Here is a 15,982-nt window from a genome sequence, read left to right as displayed (position 1 = left end):
CGTCGCTCGACTATTCGGTCGGCTCCGTCGTGGGCGTCGCGAGCGGGGTCGGGATGTCGGTCGGCTCCACCGTCGGCTCCTCGGTCGGCTGCGGCGTGGGGACGAGCGTCGAATACTCGAGCAGCTCGCCGGTGAGGACCGGGACGCTCGCAGTGGCGCCGGTCTCCTCGCCGTACTGGAAGAAGACGTCGAGGATCGCGCCCGGCTGCACACCGAGCGACTCGATGCGCAGGGGGTCGTTCGCCCCGGTGCCGTCGAAGCTCGTGAGACCGGGTTCGGCGAGGACCTGGAACTGCTCGTCGATGCCCTCGACCTCGACGAGCACGGTGTGTGCGCGGTCGTCGCGGTTCGCGACGCTGAACACCAGGTTGCCGGTCTCGCCGTCGTCGGAGATGACGATCGCGTTGCGGACCGCGACCGAGCCGACGGTGACACCGACGCCGTCCGAGGCGTCGTACTGCTTCAGGGTCGCCTGCGGGGCGATCAGGTTGCACCCGCTCATGCCGAGTGCGACAGCACCGGCGACGACGATGGAAGCGATGAGACGCGCCTTCACAGAACCCTCCAAGATGTGGTGGCCCCGGGCGCAGACGAGTGACAGGTGTCCCGGGATCCGGATTCGAGTCTAGCCCACCCCCGCACAGGGACGCGGTCGGTGCGGAGTACCGATCTAGGCGCTGTCTGTCGGTGCTGCCGCGGGCACCGTACCCGGCTCTGACCAGGGGTCCTATGGTATTCTGGGAGACGCCGAAGGGACCGACACCCATGATCTTCGAAGTTGGCGAGACCGTCGTCTACCCGCACCACGGTGCCGCGACCATCACCGAGGTGAAGACCCGCGTCGTCAAGGGCGAGGAGAAGCTCTACCTGAAGCTCCGTGTCACCCAGGGAGACCTCGTCATCGAGGTCCCGGCCGAGAACGTCGACCTGGTCGGGGTACGCGACGTCATCGGCCAGGAGGGTGTGGACCGCGTGTTCGACGTGCTCCGCGCGCCGTTCACCGAGGAGCCGACGAACTGGTCCCGTCGATACAAGGCGAACCTCGAGAAGCTCGCGTCGGGAGACGTCATCAAGGTGTCCGAGGTCGTCCGCGACCTCTGGCGTCGCGACCAGGACCGCGGTCTCTCCGCGGGCGAGAAGCGCATGCTCGCGAAGGCGCGGCAGATCCTCGTCTCCGAGCTGGCGCTCGCGGAGCAGACGGACGAGGAACAGGCGTCCTCCGTCCTCGACGAGGTCCTCGCGTCCTGAGCCGGCCCGCTGCTCGCGGATCGCACGGGAGAAGTAGGCTCGGCACATGGCTGCGATCTACGAACCGAGTGCCGCTGCGGAGACCTCTCTGGACGGTCCCGCCGTCGGGGTGATCGTCGTCGCCGCCGGGAGCGGGACGCGTCTCGGTGCCGGGATCCCCAAGGCGTTCGTGTCCCTCGCCGGCAGCACCGTGCTCGAGCACGCGCTCGCACCGGTCTTCCGGCTCCGCGAGCCGGTGCAGCTCGTCCTCGTCGTGCCGGCCGACCGCGTGGGCGAGGCCGAGACGATCGGGCGGAGGGCGGCCGGGCGTGCCTCCGACCACCTCAGGGTGGTCGTCGGCGGTGGCACGCGACAGGAGTCGGTGCTCAACGGGCTCGCCGCGCTGTGGCCCGGGGTCCGCACCGTGCTCGTCCACGACGCGGCCCGTGCGCTCACGCCGACGGCACAGTTCGAGCGGGTGATCGAGGCCGCGGCGCGCACCGGCTGGGGTGTCGTGCCCGCGCTCCCGGTGACCGACACGATCAAACAGGTGGACGCGAGCGCCGTCGTCGAGCGGACGATCGACCGTGCCGAGCTGCGGGCCGTCCAGACGCCGCAGGCGTTCCCGAGGGACGCCCTGGTGGCGGCGTTCCGCGTCGCCGCGGAACGGCTCGCCGCCGCGACCGACGACGCGGCCCTCTACGCTGACGCCGGCCATCCGGTCGTGACGGTGGAGGGCTCGGAGGCCGCGTTCAAGATCACGACGCCGTGGGACGCTCAGCGCGCGGAACGGCTCCTGACCGAACCGGCTGCGGCCGATGCCCTCGCCGACCGCGCCGACACCGGTTTGCCGTCGTCGTCACCGTCGTCGTCACCGACGCCGCAGCCCGGCCGGATCCGGACCGGCATCGGTATCGACGTCCACGCCTTCGCTGAGGCGGGCGAGCTGCACCTCGCAGGCCTCTCCTGGCCGGGGGAGCGGGCGCTCGCCGGTCACAGCGACGGTGACGCGGTCGCCCACGCGATCGTCGACGCGCTCCTGTCCGCGGCGGGGCTCGGCGACATCGGTTCGATGTTCGGCACCGACGATCCGCGCTTCGCCGGAGCTCGAGGCTCGGTCTTCCTGGAGGCGGCGGTCGAGCGACTGCGCGCCGCCGGGTACGAGGTCGTGAACGTCGCGGTGCAGCTCGTCGGGAACCGCCCTCGCTTCGCGCCCCGTCGCCTCGAGGCGGAGTCGGTGCTGGGTGCGCTCGTCGGCGGACCCGTCAGCATCGCGGCGACGACGACGGACTCGCTCGGCTTCACGGGTCGTGGCGAGGGTGTCACCGCCGTGGCGACGGCGTTGATCGAGCGCCGCTGACCACCGGTGACCGATCGCGGCCACCGCGTCAATCGGAGGTCGTCTGGCCGACGAGTTCGACGGGCAGCCCGAGGAACCGTCCGTAGGCGGTCACCGCGCGGCGGAAGCCGGCTTCGACGCGTCGGCCGAGCGGGGTGAACGGCTCCGGCGTGATCGTCACGGTCTTCGGCCCGATCCGTCGTCGCCACGTGCCGACGATCCGACCGTCGACGGTGATCATCGGGAGGAAGATCCCGTTCGCCCCTGGGACGACGCGCTCCGCGTGCTCGGCGGGGAGCGACAGTCCACGATCCCGGTAGCCGAGGAGCAGCTCGTCGAATCCGGGCAGGGCCAGGACCGACGGCGCCCCGGTGGGGTGCGGGGCCGACGCGGTCTCGACGGCCGACCAACGCAGCACACCCTCCTGCTCGCGCTCCTCGACCCGGTCGCCCGCGATCTTCAGCCCGCGGTTGACCTGGGCGACCGTGAGCTTCGACCACCAGGTGAGGTCGGCGACGGTCGCCGGTCCATGGCCAGCGAGGTACCGGACGACGAACTCGCCGAGGGCCTCGTCGGGTTCGAGTACCCGCGGTGAGCGGATCCACTCCTCGGAGAGGACGAGTGACTGCTGCTTGCCCGCCGGCGGTCCCCAACAGACGACGCCACGCATGGCGAGCTCCATGAGCAGGTGGGAGCCGCGCTGCCCCGTGACCGGGATGCCCGCGGCCGTGTGGGCGGCCAGCAGCTCGTCTCGACCGGCTCGGCGCCCACCGCCGAGCATCGCCTCGGTGAGGTCGCGGGATCGCGAGAACGTCTCGGCGTCGAGTTCCAGTTGGCGGTGGCGCGCGGCGATCGTCGAACGGACCCGGGGGACGCCCAGGCCGAGGATCCAGCCGAGGTCTTCGGCGGCGACGAGGTGGAGCGTGCCCCGCATGGGCCAGGACCGGACCACCGACCCGTCCTCGAGGGCGGTCAGCACCTCGGCGAGGGTCGAACCGGGCGAGCGGACGCCGATCGCCCACAGTCCGGAGGCCAGGTCCTGCGCCTGGACGGCGAGCAGTCGGGACACGACCGCGGCCGGAGACCGCCGCGGCCCTCCCTGGAGGAGCTGCGCGCCGAGGCGCGCCTCGAGAACGCGCGGCTCGTTCGGCCCAGTCGTCATGCGACCATCATGCCGCGACGGCGGCGGCTAGTCTGGTCTCGTGGCCCTCCGACTCTACGATTCGAAAACGCAGTCCCTCCGGGACTTCGTGCCGCTCCGCGAAGCCGAGGCGGGGCTGTACGTCTGCGGACCCACGGTGCAGTCCTCGCCGCACATCGGCCACCTGCGCAGCGCGCTCGTCTACGACCAACTCCGACGCTGGCTGACCGCCTCAGGGCTGCGCGTCACGCTCGTCCGCAACGTCACCGACATCGACGACAAGATCCTGGCGAACGCCGCCGCGGGTTCCGAGGGCGGCTTCGCCCTGCCCGGGGAGGAATGGTGGGCGCTCGCCTACCGGTACGAACTGGAGTTCACCGCGGCCTACCGCGCGCTCGGCATCCTGCCGCCGAGCTACGAGCCGCGCGCCACCGCGAGCATCCCGGAGATGCAGGAGCTCATCGAGCGACTCGTCGACGCCGGGCACGCGTACCCCGCACCGGACGAGTCCGGAGACGTCTACTTCGACACCGCATCATGGAGCCGGTACGGCGAGCTGACGCGTCAGAGCGCCGAGCACATGGAGGCCGCGACCGACGCGGATCCCCGCGGGAAGCGCGATCCGCGCGACTTCGCGCTGTGGAAGGGCACAAAGCCCGGCGAGCCACGCTCGGCGAGCTGGATGTCGCCCTGGGGTGAAGGCCGACCCGGCTGGCACATCGAGTGCTCGGCGATGTCGACGAAGTACCTCGGCGAGGAGTTCGACATCCACGGCGGCGGACTCGACCTGCGCTTCCCCCATCACGAGAACGAGCTCGCCCAGTCGAGTGCGGCCGGCGACCCGTTCGCGCGGTACTGGTTGCACAACGGCCTGGTCGCGGTGTCCGGCGGACAGAAGATGTCCAAGTCGCTCGGTAACTCCGTCTACGCGGCCGACCTCCTCGCCGAGGCGAGGCCTCTGGTCGTGCGGTACTACCTGGGTGCTGCGCAGTACCGCTCCACCCTCGAATTCCACGACGGCGCACTCGCCGAAGCGGAGGCGGCGCTCGGTCGTATCGAGGGCTTCCTGGACCGGTCTCGTCGCGCAGGCCTCCTCGACGAGGCGGACCGCGCACCCGATCGCGCGACGCTCCCGGCCGCGTTCGTCGAGGCGATGGACGACGACCTCAACATCCCTCGTGCCCTGGCGGCACTGCACGAAGCCGTCCGCGTGGGCAACGCCGCCCTCGACCGCGGCGACGATCACGACGTCGCCCGGGAGAGCAGTGTCGCGGTGCTCGACATGACCCGCGTCCTCGGTATCGACCCGACCGACCCGTCGTGGTCGTCGGGCACCGACCCCATCACTCACCGATCCCTGTCCGCACTCGTCGAGCGCCTGCTCGTCGATCGCGCTGACGCCAGGGTCGCCAAGGACTTCGCAGCGGCCGACCGGATCCGCGACGAACTCACCGCGGCCGGGATCACCATCGAAGACACCCCGTCCGGAGCACATTGGAGTATCAGTGGCAAGTAAGCCTTCCCGCCCGACCGGGCCGAAGAAAGCGAAGAAGGGTCCCACCAAGGGCACTGGTGGCCTCGGCCGCAAGGCGCTCGAAGGTCGTGGGCCGACCCCCAAGGCCGAGGACCGCGCCTGGCACCCCGCCGGCAAGCGGAAGGCCGCGCAGGAGCGCTACGCGGCCTCCGGCGGCACCGGCAAGCCCAAGCAGCCGGCCGGCCAGAACGGACGACCGTCGACGAACGGCCGCACCAAGCAGAAGTCGAGCGACGAGTCCGAGGTCGTGACGGGCCGCAACTCCGTGCTCGAAGCGCTGCGCGCGAAGATCCCGGCCACCACGCTGTACGTCGCGACGCGCATCGAGATGGACGACCGCGTGAAGGAGGCGCTCAGTCTCGCCACCCGCCGCGGCATCCCCGTCCTCGAGGTGATGCGGCCGGAACTCGACCGCATGGCCGGGTTCGACGGCGTCCACCAGGGGCTCGCGATCAAGGTGCCACCGTACGAGTACGCGCACCCCATGGAGCTGCTCGACCAGGTCATCGCGCGGGGCGAGAACCCGCTGTTCATCGCCCTCGACGGCATCACCGACCCGCGTAACCTGGGTGCGATCATCCGCTCGACGGCTGCGTTCGGCGGGCACGGCGTCATCCTCCCGCAGCGTCGGAGCGTCGGGCTCACTGCTTCGGCGTGGAAGACCTCGGCGGGTGCGGCAGCACGCACGCCCGTCGCGATGGCAGCCAACCTCACGCAGACGCTCAAGGCGTTCAAGGAGCGCGGCGTCTTCGTGATCGGCCTCGACGGCGACGGCGACGTGTCGCTCCCCGGCCTGGAACTCGCCGACCAGCCGATCCTGGTGGTCGTCGGCAGCGAGGGCAAGGGGCTCTCTCGCCTCGTCACCGAGACGTGCGACGCGGTGGTCTCGATTCCGATCTCCGCTGCGACGGAGTCGCTGAACGCGGGCATCGCGGCGAGCGTGACGCTCTACGAGATCGCGCGTCGACGGAGCGCCGAGTAGGCAGTACCTCGACGCTGCAACGCGTCGACCGAAGGCCCTGGGAACGGATCACCGTCCCAGGGCCTTCGATCGTCGGGGCCAGCGGCGTCGGTCAGACGAGGTCGCGCCAGTCGACCGGGCCGGTCATGGCGGCGGGGATGCTGATCGCCTCGGTGGGCGGCACGATCATCGTCGCCTCGTCGCGACGGTGTCGCAGGACGGTGTTCACGTAGGATCCGACCGCCTCGGCCAGCGGGATGTCGCGGCCTTCGTTCTGCGCGAGGAACCACCGGTGCTCGAGGAGCTGGTGGAAGATCTCCGCCGGCTCGAGCTTGCCGCGGAGCTCGCGGGGGATCGCCTTCACGACGGGCTCGAACACGCGGATCAACCACTCGTGTGCGGCCATCTCCTCGTCGAAGCCGTCCTTCCCGAACGACGCCGAGTACGCGTCGAGATCGTTGAGCAGACGCCTGGCCTGGTTCTCCCCGGCGTCGAGGCCCGTGAGTCGCAGGAGCCGACGCTGGTGGTGTCCGGCGTCGACGACCTTCGGCTGGATGCGGACGGTGGAGCCCTCGTCGGTCGTCTTGATCGCGAGTTCCTCGATGTCGAAGCCCAGCTCGTTCAGGCGGTGCACGCGTTCCGTGATGCGCCAACGCTCGGAGGCGTCGAAGGACTCGGACCCCGTGAGCTCCTTCCAGAGCGAACGGTAGGCCGCGACGATGCCGTTGCTCACGGTCACGGGGTCGAGCTCGACGTCGGCCCGCCCGCCGGCCTCGAGGTCGAGCAGTTCGCCGGCGATGTTCACCCGCGCGATCTCGAGGTCGTTCTCACGTTGTCCGTTCGACAGGCCTCCCTCGTAGAGCTTGCCGGTCTCGGCGTCGACGAGGTAGGCGGCGAAGGCTCCCGCATCGCGTCGGAAGAGCGTGTTCGACAGCGAGACGTCGCCCCAGAAGAACCCGACGATGTGCAGGCGGACGAGCAGGACGGCGAGGGCGTCGACCAGGCGGGTCGCGGTGTCCGGACGCAGCGTCCCCTGGAAGAGCGCGCGGTAGGGGAGGGAGAACTTCAGGTGCCGGGTGACGAGCACGCTCGGGAGTTCCCGGCCCTTCCGGTCGGAGCGGTTGGTGATGACCGCCAGCGGGTCGACGCAGGGGATGTCGAGGCGCTGCAGGGTGCGCAGCATGTCGTACTCACCCTTCGCCATCTCGGCGGTGGTCTCCTTGACGGCGATCACGTACCCCGAGAGGTTCGCGAACCGCACCAGGTGGCGGGAGATGCCCTTCGGCAGCGACGCGATGGCCTCGTTCGGCCAGTTCTCGAGCGGAAGCTCCCAGGGCAGGTCGAGCAGCGCCGGGTCGACGGTGGCTGCGGTGATGTTCAATGCGCCGGACATGGTGCGATGCGCTCCTCGGGAGGGATCGAGCTGACGTGGGACAGACGAAAACGACGATGGTCGAGCGATCGGAGACCGACCGCTCGACCATCGTCGGCGGAACTACTAGATCGAGGAGGACACGACCGGCTTGTTGCCGAGGCGCTCACCCGAAGCCGAGTCGAACGCGTGCACGTGGTGCGGCGTCGGCGCGAGGAACACGGTGTCGCCGATGTGGGCGTGGTTGCGGCCGTCGACGCGAGCGACGATGTCGGTGCGCTTGCCGGAGACCTCGGTGTGGCCGTAGAGGTAGCCGTCGGCGCCGAGCTCCTCGACGAGGTCGACGGTCACCTCGATGCCGGAGCCGGAGTTGCTGGAGACGGTGATGTCCTCCGGGCGCACGCCGACCGTGACGTTCTTGGACGGGGCGGCGTCGGTGATCTCGCGCTCCACCGGGATGATGAATCCACCGAGCTTGATACCGCCGTCGGCGATCTCACCCTCGAAGAGGTTCATAGCGGGGCTGCCGATGAAGCCGGCGACGAACACGTTGTTCGGCTTCTCGTACAGGTCGCGAGGCGTGCCGACCTGCTGCAGGATGCCGTCCTTCAGGACCGCGATCCGGTCGCCCATGGTGAGCGCCTCGGTCTGGTCGTGGGTGACGTAGACCGTGGTGACGCCGAGGCGACGCTGGAGCGACGCGATCTGGGTGCGGGTCTGGACGCGGAGCTTGGCGTCGAGGTTCGACAGCGGCTCGTCCATGAGGAAGACCTGCGGCTGGCGGACGATGGCGCGACCCATCGCGACACGCTGACGCTGACCACCGGAGAGTGCCTTCGGCTTGCGGGTCAGGTAGTCCTCGAGGTCGAGGAGCTTCGCGGCTTCGAGGACGCGGGTGGCGCGCTCCTCCTTGCCGACGCCGGCGATCTTGAGCGCGAAGCCCATGTTCTCGGCGACGGTCATGTGCGGGTACAGCGCGTAGTTCTGGAACACCATCGCGATGTCGCGGTCCTTCGGCGGCACGTCGGTGACGTCGCGGTCGCCGATGAAGATGTGGCCGTCGTTGACCTCTTCGAGGCCGGCGAGCATGCGGAGCGAGGTGGACTTGCCACAGCCGGACGGGCCGACGAGGACGAGGAATTCGCCGTCGGCGACCTCGAGGTTCAGCTTGTCGACCGCGGGGCGGGTGCCGCCCGGGTAAAAACGGGTTGCATTGTCGAACGTCACAGACGCCATGGTTGTTCTCCTTCACCGGCAGGTACGTGCCGGACGATCCGTTGTGAATGGACGCGAGCCCGCCGACGATGGCCGACTCGCCGTTCCAGTATGCCACGGGCCCCTGGGAATGGAAGGGTGCCGGGTGGATCGGTCTCTCGGTGGACGCACAGCGTCCTCCCTGCCTGGTTTGGGCCTCTCCCAGGCGGCAGGTCTACGATTGCTCTGTTTGGCGCTGCTGGGTCTACGTAGCGCAATCCCCCCGAAACGAGGATCAATGTCTGGCGCTGGATCGCAGAACCGACCGACGAAGAACGAACGCCGCGACGCGGCCCGCGAGAAGGCACGCGTGCTGCGCGAGCAGCAGAAGCGCCGCGACCGCCGCAACCGCGTGCTGCTGCAGGGTGGCATCGTGCTCGGCGCGCTCGCGATCGTCGCCGCCGTGGCGATCATCATCGTGACGTCGATCAAGCCCGCCGGCCCCGTCCCGACGGCTGCGCAGAACGACGGGTTCACCGTCGGTGCGGGTCTGCAACTCGTCGGCGCGCCCGCCGACGCGCCGACGCCCACGTCGACCGCCACCGACGCGGCCGAGCCGGCACCGGCCGAGACGCCCGCCGCAACGGAGACCCCGACGGCCGAGGGCGTCGAGATCTCCGTCTACCAGGACTTCCTGTGCCCCTACTGCGGCCAGTTCGAGACCACGAACGCCGAGCAGGTCAAGGGATGGCTCGAGGCCGGAGCGGCGACGTACACGGTGCACCCCCTCGCCACGCTGAGCAACCTGTCGCTCGGAACGCAGTACTCACTGCGTGCCTCGAACGCCGCGGCCTGCGTCGCGCAGTACTCGCCGAACGACTTCTTCTCCTTCAACACCGCGCTGTTCGAGAACCAGCCCAAGGAGAACACCGAGGGCCTGACCGACAAGGAGCTGAAGTCCATCGCGAAGGGCGTCATCTCCGGCGGCGAGAAGAAGATCAACGCCTGCATCGACGACGGCACCTACAAGTCCTGGGTGAAGGACTCGACCGACCGCGCCCGGAGTGGCCCGCTGCCCGGCACCGACGTCGCCAAGGTCGAGGGGACGCCCACCATCCTGGTGAACGGCAAGCAGTACACCGGCTCGCTGACCGACGCGGAGCAGTTCGCCGCGTTCGTGCTCGCCGTGTCCAGCGAGAGCTACTCGACCGACACCCCGTCGCCGAGCCCGAGCGAGTCGCCCGCGACCAACGGCTGATCCGCCGCCATCGTAGGATGGTCCAGACCGGGGTTCGCCCCTGTCGGCCGACGTGGCGCAATTGGTAGCGCAACGCTCTTGTAAAGCGTAGGTTACGGGTTCAAGTCCCGTCGTCGGCTCCAACCCAGAACCGCCCGTCAGCGCTGCTGGCGGGCGGTTCCGTGTGGAAGGAACCGTTCGTGAACCGCATCCCAGCGTCGCTCGCACTCCTGATCGCCGTGGTCAGTGGGGCGTTCATCGCCGTCCAGGCCCGCTTGAACGGCGAGCTCGGCGCGCGGCTCGGCGACGGCTTCACCGCCGCCGCGATCTCCTTCGGCGGCGGGCTGATCATTCTGAGCATCGGGCTGGCCGTCTCCCGAACCGGGAGGCGGGGCCTGGCGACGGTCGCGACGGCGGTGCGTCGTCGCGAGATGCCGTGGTGGACGGTCCTCGGCGGGTGCGCAGGCGCCTTCCTCGTGCTGTCGCAGGGGCTCACCGCGGCAGCGCTCGGGGTGGCCCTGTTCACCGTGGCGGTCGTCGCCGGCCAGACCGCGAGCGGCCTCGTGCTCGACCGCATCGGCTTCGGCCCGGGAGGCGTCGTCGGGTTCACCGTGCAGCGCGTCCTCGGGGCGGTCGTCGCCCTCGTCGCCGTCGGCGTCGCGGTCTCGGGAGAGCTCGGCGGGAGCATCCCGCTCGGTCTGCTCGTCCTGCCGCTGCTCGCGGGGATCGGGATCGGCTGGCAGCAGGCGGTCAACGGGCGGGTGAAGATGCGTGCGCAGAGCACGCTCGCGGCGACCTTCATCAACTTCATCGTCGGAACCGTCGTGCTCGTGGTGGCCGCGGTGCTGCACGCGCTGTTCGTCACACCGCCCGGAGCGCTACCGGGGGAGTGGTGGCTCTACCTCGGTGGACCGATCGGCTGCGTCTTCATCGCCGTGGCGGCGTTCCTCGTCCAGCACACCGGGGTGCTCATCCTCGGGCTCGGGACGGTCGCCGGTCAGACGTTGAGCGCGCTCGCCCTCGACGTCTTCCTGCCGACCGACGACAGCGGTGTCCACGTGTCCACCGTCGTCGGCACGCTGCTCGCGTTCGCGGCGGTGGCGATCGCATCGGCTCGGTTCCGCCGTCGACCCGCAGCGCCGGCCGGCTCCTGAACGGAGCGGATCACGGCATCCGGCTGAAATGCGCCTTCGCGTTGATCGTCTTCCGACGCCCGGTCCGGCCGTTCCCCGGCTTGCCGCCGACGTAGAGCCACCCGAGGAGGTCTTCGCCCTTCTGGAGGCCGTGCGCCTTCCTGACGGCCTTCGCGCGGGTTGCGCCGCCGGTCCGCCAGAACACACCCCATCCGGCGTCGTCGAGCAGCAGGCTGATCATGTGGGCGACGCCGGAGGCCACGGCCTCCTGCTCCCAGGAGGCGACCTTCGACTTCTTCACGCTCACGACGACCGCGAGCAGCAGGGGAGCACGAAGGGGCTTCGTCGACGGCTTGGAATCGCCGTCCGCCTTCGCGAGCGCCCGGCCCAGCTTCACCCGGTCGTCACCCCTGAGGGCGATGACCCGCCACGGGCGCAGGGCTCCATGATCGGCCACGCGGCCGGCGGCGCCGATGATCTCCAGCAGCTCCTCGTCGCTCGGAGCGACGTCGGTGACCTTCGACCACGAACGCCGCCCGGCGACGGCGGCCAGGACGGGGCTCTCGGCGGGCTCCGTCACTCCTTCGGCTCAGCGGTGTCGGCTGCTGCGAAGTTGAGCGCGATGGAGTTCATGCAGTAGCGATCCCCGGTCGGCGTACCGAAGCCGTCGTCGAAGACGTGCCCCAGGTGGGATCCGCACGAGGCGCAGCGCACCTCGGTCCGGACCATGCCGAGCGTGCGGTCTTCGATCAACTGCACCGCGTCGGGGTTCACGGACTCGTAGAAGCTCGGCCAGCCGCAGCCGGAGTCGAACTTCGTCCCGCTCTTGAAGAGTTCGGCGTTGCAGGCGGCACAGGTGTACAGGCCGGCGCGCGACTCGTCGAGGAGTTCACCCGTCCAGGCCCGCTCGGTCGCCGCTCCGCGGAGGACCTGGTACTGCTCGGGCGTGAGTTCCTCGCGCCACTGCTCGTCGGTCTTCGACACGTCGTACGTCATGCTGCTCCATTCGTTCTCGGTCATCCTACGCGCGGGGCCGCGTCGTACCTGCGGCCTCCGACTTCCAGTTCAACACTGGGGAGTCGCTGATCCTTCCCGGTGAACGTGCCTCCGCGCCGGACCGGATGCGACTCGGTGACGCTCCGCTGAATAGACTGAGGAATCGTCCGGGCGGAGTCCTCCCGGGCTCGCGGCACGGTACCGATCAGGAGGGGGTCGAGCATGCAGCCTGCATCGCACACGCCCGACGGCGGCGACGCGTCGGTCCCCGCCCCGGGCCTCAGCGAACGCGAACGCGAGATCCTCGAGTTCGAGTCCCACTGGATGCGCCACGTCGGGGCGAAGGAGGCCGCCATCCGCGACCGCTTCGCACTCTCGCCGACCCGCTATTATCAACTGCTCGGCGCGCTCATCGACTCGCCGTCCGCTCTCGCCCACGACCCCATGCTGATCAAGCGGCTGCAGCGCACCCGCGACGCCCGACTCTCGGCGCGAGGAGCTTCAGCTCCACGTACCGACGGCTGAGCAGCTCACGGAGAACACACCATGGCTGAATCCTTCCCGCCCGACCGTTTCGACGAGGTCCCGGACCTCAAGCGCGTCGGCGCGCACCGTGCCCCGGCGCCGAAGGGGCGTGGCTGGATCGCTTTCCTGGTCGCCGTCGTGGCGACGTTGGTCCTCGTCGGGATCGGCACCTTCGCCCTGTTCGGGCTGAACGACCGCATCGACTTCTTCGGCGGTGCCACCAGCCCGAGCGCGACGCCGACGCCCACGCCGACGCCCACGGAGGTGGCGCCCGTGGTCGATCCCGCGGCGAGCATCCTCGTCTTGAACGGGACGCCGACCGAGGGTCTGGCGGCATCGGCGGCGGCCGCGATCGCTGCCGCCGGGTTCACCCAGCAGATCCCGACGAGCGACGCGAGCACGGAGGACGTCACGGCGAGTGGCGTCTACTATCAGGACCCCTCGCAGGAGGGCGTGGCACGCGCCATCGCGAACGCGCTCGGAGGCGTCCCGATCCAGATCACGGACCAGTACGCGATCCCCGTCGAGGAGGGCGAGGCTCCCGTCCTCCGCATCGTCGTCGTGGTCGGCGCCGACTACCAGCCGGCCGCCTGAGCGCAGCGTCCCCGCCGGAGCTCGTCGGCTCGTCCGACCGGCCAGTGTTTCCGGGGTGTTTCCTCCATGTTGAGTTGTCGTAATACTCCGCGACGATTGTCGATTTCGGGGTGATCCGGGACAACGCCCCGGATTAGGATCTGGAATTGGCCGCTCATCCCGTCCCGTCTCGACTCGCCCCTGAGTCCGTTTTGGCGCAGGGTGGCCGCCGGGGTCCCGACTCCGGACGGCAGGTCCGGGTTCGGCAGCAGCCGACGCCTGTGAGCACGCAGCAATGGGAGTATGAAATGGCGAACGGAACCGTCAAGTGGTTCAACGCTGAGAAGGGCTTCGGCTTCATCACGGTCGACGAGGGTGGACAGGACGTCTTCGTCCACTACTCGGCGATCGACATGAGCGGCTACAAGTCCTTGGAAGAGGGCCAGGCGGTCGTCTTCGAGGTCGGCACCGGAGCGAAGGGGCCCCAGGCCGAGGCCGTCCGATTGGCGTAAGCGCCCATCGGACACGGGATTCCTGCGACGCCGCCCACTCCGGTGGGCGGCGTCGTTCGTCGTCTCCGGGCCGTTCCCGGGAGTTCGCTCAGGGCGCTGACGCTCACTTGCACTCCCACCCCCTGAGTGCCAGAATCGACTTAGCACTCGTACTCATTGAGTGCTAAAAACGTTCATGACGTCCGGGAGGGACGAAAAACACACATGGCTAAGATCATTGCTTTCGACGAGGAGGCCCGTCGCGGCCTCGAGCGTGGACTGAACATTCTTGCTGACACGGTCAAGGTCACCCTTGGGCCGCGCGGTCGCAACGTCGTCCTCGAGAAGAAGTGGGGCGCCCCCACGATCACCAACGACGGCGTGTCCATCGCCAAGGAGATCGAACTCGACGACCCGTACGAGAAGATCGGCGCGGAGCTCGTCAAGGAGGTCGCCAAGAAGACCGACGACGTCGCCGGCGACGGCACCACCACCGCCACCGTGCTGGCTCAGGCGCTCGTGCGCGAGGGCCTCCGCAACGTCGCCGCAGGCGCCGACCCCATCAGCCTCAAGCGCGGCATCGAGAAGGCCGTCGAGGCCGTCACGGTCGAGCTCATCGCCAACGCGAAGGAGGTGGAGACCAAGGAGGAGATCGCTGCGACCGCTTCCATCTCCGCCGGCGACACCACCATCGGCGAGATCATCGCCGAGGCGATCGACAAGGTCGGCAAGGAAGGCGTCGTCACCGTCGAGGAGTCGAACACCTTCGGCACCGAGCTCGAGCTCACCGAGGGCATGCGCTTCGACAAGGGTTACCTGTCGCAGTACTTCGTGACCGACCCCGACCGCCAGGAAGCGGTGTTCGAGGATCCCTACATCCTCATCGCCAACCAGAAGATCTCCGCGATCAAGGACCTCCTGCCGATCGTCGACCAGGTCATCCAGTCGGGCAAGCAGCTCCTCATCATCGCCGAGGACGTCGACGGCGAAGCACTCGCGACGCTCGTCGTGAACAAGATCCGTGGCATCTTCAAGTCCGTCGCCGTCAAGGCTCCGGGCTTCGGCGACCGTCGCAAGGCGCAGCTGCAGGACATCGCCATCCTCACCGGTGGTCAGGTCATCTCCGAGGAGGTCGGCCTCAAGCTCGAGACCGTCACCCTCGACCTCCTCGGCCGCGCCCGCAAGGTCGTCATCACCAAGGATGAGACCACCATCGTCGAAGGTGCCGGCGACGCCGAGGCCATCGCCGGTCGTGTGTCCCAGATCCGCAAGGAGATCGACAACACGGACAGCGACTACGACCGCGAGAAGCTCCAGGAGCGTCTCGCCAAGCTCGCGGGCGGTGTCGCGGTCATCAAGGCCGGTGCAGCGACCGAGGTCGAGCTCAAGGAGCGCAAGCACCGCATCGAGGACGCCGTCCGCAACGCGAAGGCTGCCGTCGAAGAGGGCATCGTCGCCGGTGGTGGCGTCGCCCTGATCCAGGCCGGCAAGACCGCCTTCGAGAAGCTCGAGCTCGTCGGAGACGAGGCGACCGGTGCGAACATCGTCAAGGTCGCCATCGACGCTCCGCTCAAGCAGATCGCGCTGAACGCCGGCCTCGAGCCCGGTGTCGTGGCCGACAAGGTCCGCAACCTGCCCGTCGGACACGGCCTCAACGCCGCGACCGGCGAGTACGTCGACATGCTCGCAGCCGGCATCAACGACCCGGTGAAGGTCACGCGCTCCGCGCTGCTCAACGCAGCGTCGATCGCCGGCCTGTTCCTCACCACCGAGGCCGTCGTCGCCGACAAGCCGGAGAAGAACCCGGCTCCGGCCGGCGACCCGACCGGTGGCATGGACTTCTAAGTCCGACAGCAGCACACGCGCAGGGCGTCTCCTTCGGGAGGCGCCCTGCGTCGTTGTTCCCGCGGGGCCCGGCCCGGGAGCGGAGTCCCGGGCCGGACGACCCGTGCGGTGGTCAACCGCTGAACATGCTCGCGTTCGCCCGCTCGATCTCGGCGTACTGCGTGCTCGCCACGGACAGCGCCCTGCTGATCTCGCCGAGGTTCTCCTCGACCTGCCGCTGCGTGCCACGCCAGCGTTCCACGACGCCGTGGAAGGCCGCCGCTGCGGCACCGGTCCACTGACCGTCGAGAGCGGCGAGCTGGGCGTGGAGGCGGGCGACCTCGCTCTGGATCTGCTCGATCGTCACTCTGACCGCGTTGGAGGCGTGCTCGACCGCGTCGCTGTCGACCTGGAAGGTGGCCATGGGAACTCCGT

17 protein-coding genes and 1 tRNA gene are annotated in these 15,982 nt (G+C 69.4%); 11 read left to right on the top strand and 7 right to left on the bottom strand.

The features are described from left to right. Window positions 1–10: 10 nt before the first annotated feature. Window positions 11–556: a hypothetical protein gene (locus tag ASF68_RS05340; RefSeq protein ID WP_056007765.1), complete on the bottom strand. Its 546-nt coding sequence runs from the start codon at window positions 554–556 to the stop codon at window positions 11–13. Window positions 557–765: 209 nt separating this feature from the next. Here ASF68_RS05340 and ASF68_RS05335 point away from each other — a divergent pair, with 209 nt between their 5' ends. Further along, entirely contained in the window at window positions 766–1,248 is a 483-nt protein-coding gene (locus tag ASF68_RS05335; protein WP_056007762.1) for a CarD family transcriptional regulator, read from the top strand. A gap of 46 nt (window positions 1,249–1,294) precedes the next feature. Further along, entirely contained in the window at window positions 1,295–2,587 is a 1,293-nt protein-coding gene (locus tag ASF68_RS05330) for a bifunctional 2-C-methyl-D-erythritol 4-phosphate cytidylyltransferase/2-C-methyl-D-erythritol 2,4-cyclodiphosphate synthase (RefSeq protein WP_056007759.1), read from the top strand. 28 nt (window positions 2,588–2,615) lie between these two features. Here ASF68_RS05330 and ASF68_RS05325 read toward each other — a convergent pair whose 3' ends face one another. Next, a complete protein-coding gene (locus ASF68_RS05325; protein WP_056007756.1) occupies window positions 2,616–3,728 on the bottom strand; it encodes a winged helix DNA-binding domain-containing protein in 1,113 nt (370 codons plus the stop codon). Between the two features lie 40 nt (window positions 3,729–3,768). Here ASF68_RS05325 and cysS point away from each other — a divergent pair, with 40 nt between their 5' ends. Then, window positions 3,769–5,223 (top strand): cysteine--tRNA ligase, encoded by a 1,455-nt coding sequence (gene cysS, locus ASF68_RS05320; RefSeq protein WP_056007753.1) that lies wholly within the window; start codon window positions 3,769–3,771, stop codon window positions 5,221–5,223. Beyond that, entirely contained in the window at window positions 5,213–6,223 is a 1,011-nt protein-coding gene (gene rlmB, locus ASF68_RS05315) for a 23S rRNA (guanosine(2251)-2'-O)-methyltransferase RlmB (RefSeq protein ID WP_056007749.1), read from the top strand. Before cysS ends, rlmB begins: the two co-directional genes overlap by 11 nt. 91 nt (window positions 6,224–6,314) lie before the next feature. Here rlmB and ASF68_RS05310 read toward each other — a convergent pair whose 3' ends face one another. Beyond that, window positions 6,315–7,595, bottom strand: a complete 1,281-nt coding sequence (locus tag ASF68_RS05310) for a DUF4032 domain-containing protein (RefSeq protein ID WP_056007745.1) — start codon at window positions 7,593–7,595, stop codon at window positions 6,315–6,317. A gap of 105 nt (window positions 7,596–7,700) precedes the next feature. Beyond that, window positions 7,701–8,810 (bottom strand): ABC transporter ATP-binding protein, encoded by a 1,110-nt coding sequence (locus ASF68_RS05305; RefSeq protein ID WP_056007742.1) that lies wholly within the window; start codon window positions 8,808–8,810, stop codon window positions 7,701–7,703. Between the two features lie 256 nt (window positions 8,811–9,066). Here ASF68_RS05305 and ASF68_RS05300 point away from each other — a divergent pair, with 256 nt between their 5' ends. From ASF68_RS05300 to ASF68_RS05290, 3 genes are all read left to right on the top strand, one after another. Beyond that, entirely contained in the window at window positions 9,067–10,026 is a 960-nt protein-coding gene (locus ASF68_RS05300; protein ID WP_056007739.1) for a thioredoxin domain-containing protein, read from the top strand. Window positions 10,027–10,072: 46 nt separating this feature from the next. Next, window positions 10,073–10,148, top strand: a tRNA-Thr gene (locus ASF68_RS05295). Window positions 10,149–10,205: 57 nt separating this feature from the next. Beyond that, entirely contained in the window at window positions 10,206–11,159 is a 954-nt protein-coding gene (locus ASF68_RS05290; protein WP_056011429.1) for a DMT family transporter, read from the top strand. A gap of 10 nt (window positions 11,160–11,169) precedes the next feature. Here ASF68_RS05290 and ASF68_RS05285 read toward each other — a convergent pair whose 3' ends face one another. Next, entirely contained in the window at window positions 11,170–11,718 is a 549-nt protein-coding gene (locus ASF68_RS05285; RefSeq protein ID WP_056007736.1) for a nitroreductase family protein, read from the bottom strand. After that, window positions 11,715–12,134 (bottom strand): peptide-methionine (R)-S-oxide reductase MsrB, encoded by a 420-nt coding sequence (gene msrB / locus ASF68_RS05280; RefSeq protein ID WP_056011427.1) that lies wholly within the window; start codon window positions 12,132–12,134, stop codon window positions 11,715–11,717. Before msrB ends, ASF68_RS05285 begins: the two co-directional genes overlap by 4 nt. 222 nt (window positions 12,135–12,356) lie before the next feature. Between msrB and ASF68_RS05275 the strand changes: the two genes are divergently transcribed. The 4 genes from ASF68_RS05275 to groL all read left to right on the top strand — a co-directional run bounded on the left by ASF68_RS05275 (window position 12,357) and on the right by groL (window position 15,568). Further along, on the top strand, window positions 12,357–12,659 hold the full coding sequence (locus ASF68_RS05275) for a DUF3263 domain-containing protein (protein ID WP_056007733.1): 303 nt from the start codon (window positions 12,357–12,359) through the stop codon (window positions 12,657–12,659). A gap of 21 nt (window positions 12,660–12,680) precedes the next feature. Then, entirely contained in the window at window positions 12,681–13,253 is a 573-nt protein-coding gene (locus tag ASF68_RS05270) for a LytR C-terminal domain-containing protein (RefSeq protein WP_056007730.1), read from the top strand. A 287-nt stretch (window positions 13,254–13,540) separates the two neighbouring features. Next, a complete protein-coding gene (locus tag ASF68_RS05265) occupies window positions 13,541–13,744 on the top strand; it encodes a cold-shock protein (protein WP_056007727.1) in 204 nt (67 codons plus the stop codon). Between the two features lie 204 nt (window positions 13,745–13,948). Further along, window positions 13,949–15,568 (top strand): chaperonin GroEL, encoded by a 1,620-nt coding sequence (gene groL, locus ASF68_RS05260; RefSeq protein ID WP_056007724.1) that lies wholly within the window; start codon window positions 13,949–13,951, stop codon window positions 15,566–15,568. A gap of 112 nt (window positions 15,569–15,680) precedes the next feature. On the opposite strand, the gene ASF68_RS05255 is transcribed toward groL, so the two are convergent. After that, entirely contained in the window at window positions 15,681–15,971 is a 291-nt protein-coding gene (locus tag ASF68_RS05255; RefSeq protein ID WP_056007722.1) for a WXG100 family type VII secretion target, read from the bottom strand. Between the last annotated feature and the right edge of the window lie 11 nt (window positions 15,972–15,982).

Source organism: Plantibacter sp. Leaf314, assembly GCF_001423185.1.
Taxonomy (GTDB): Bacteria; Actinomycetota; Actinomycetes; order Actinomycetales; family Microbacteriaceae; genus Plantibacter.
This window is presented reverse-complemented; position numbering and strand designations above follow the sequence as displayed.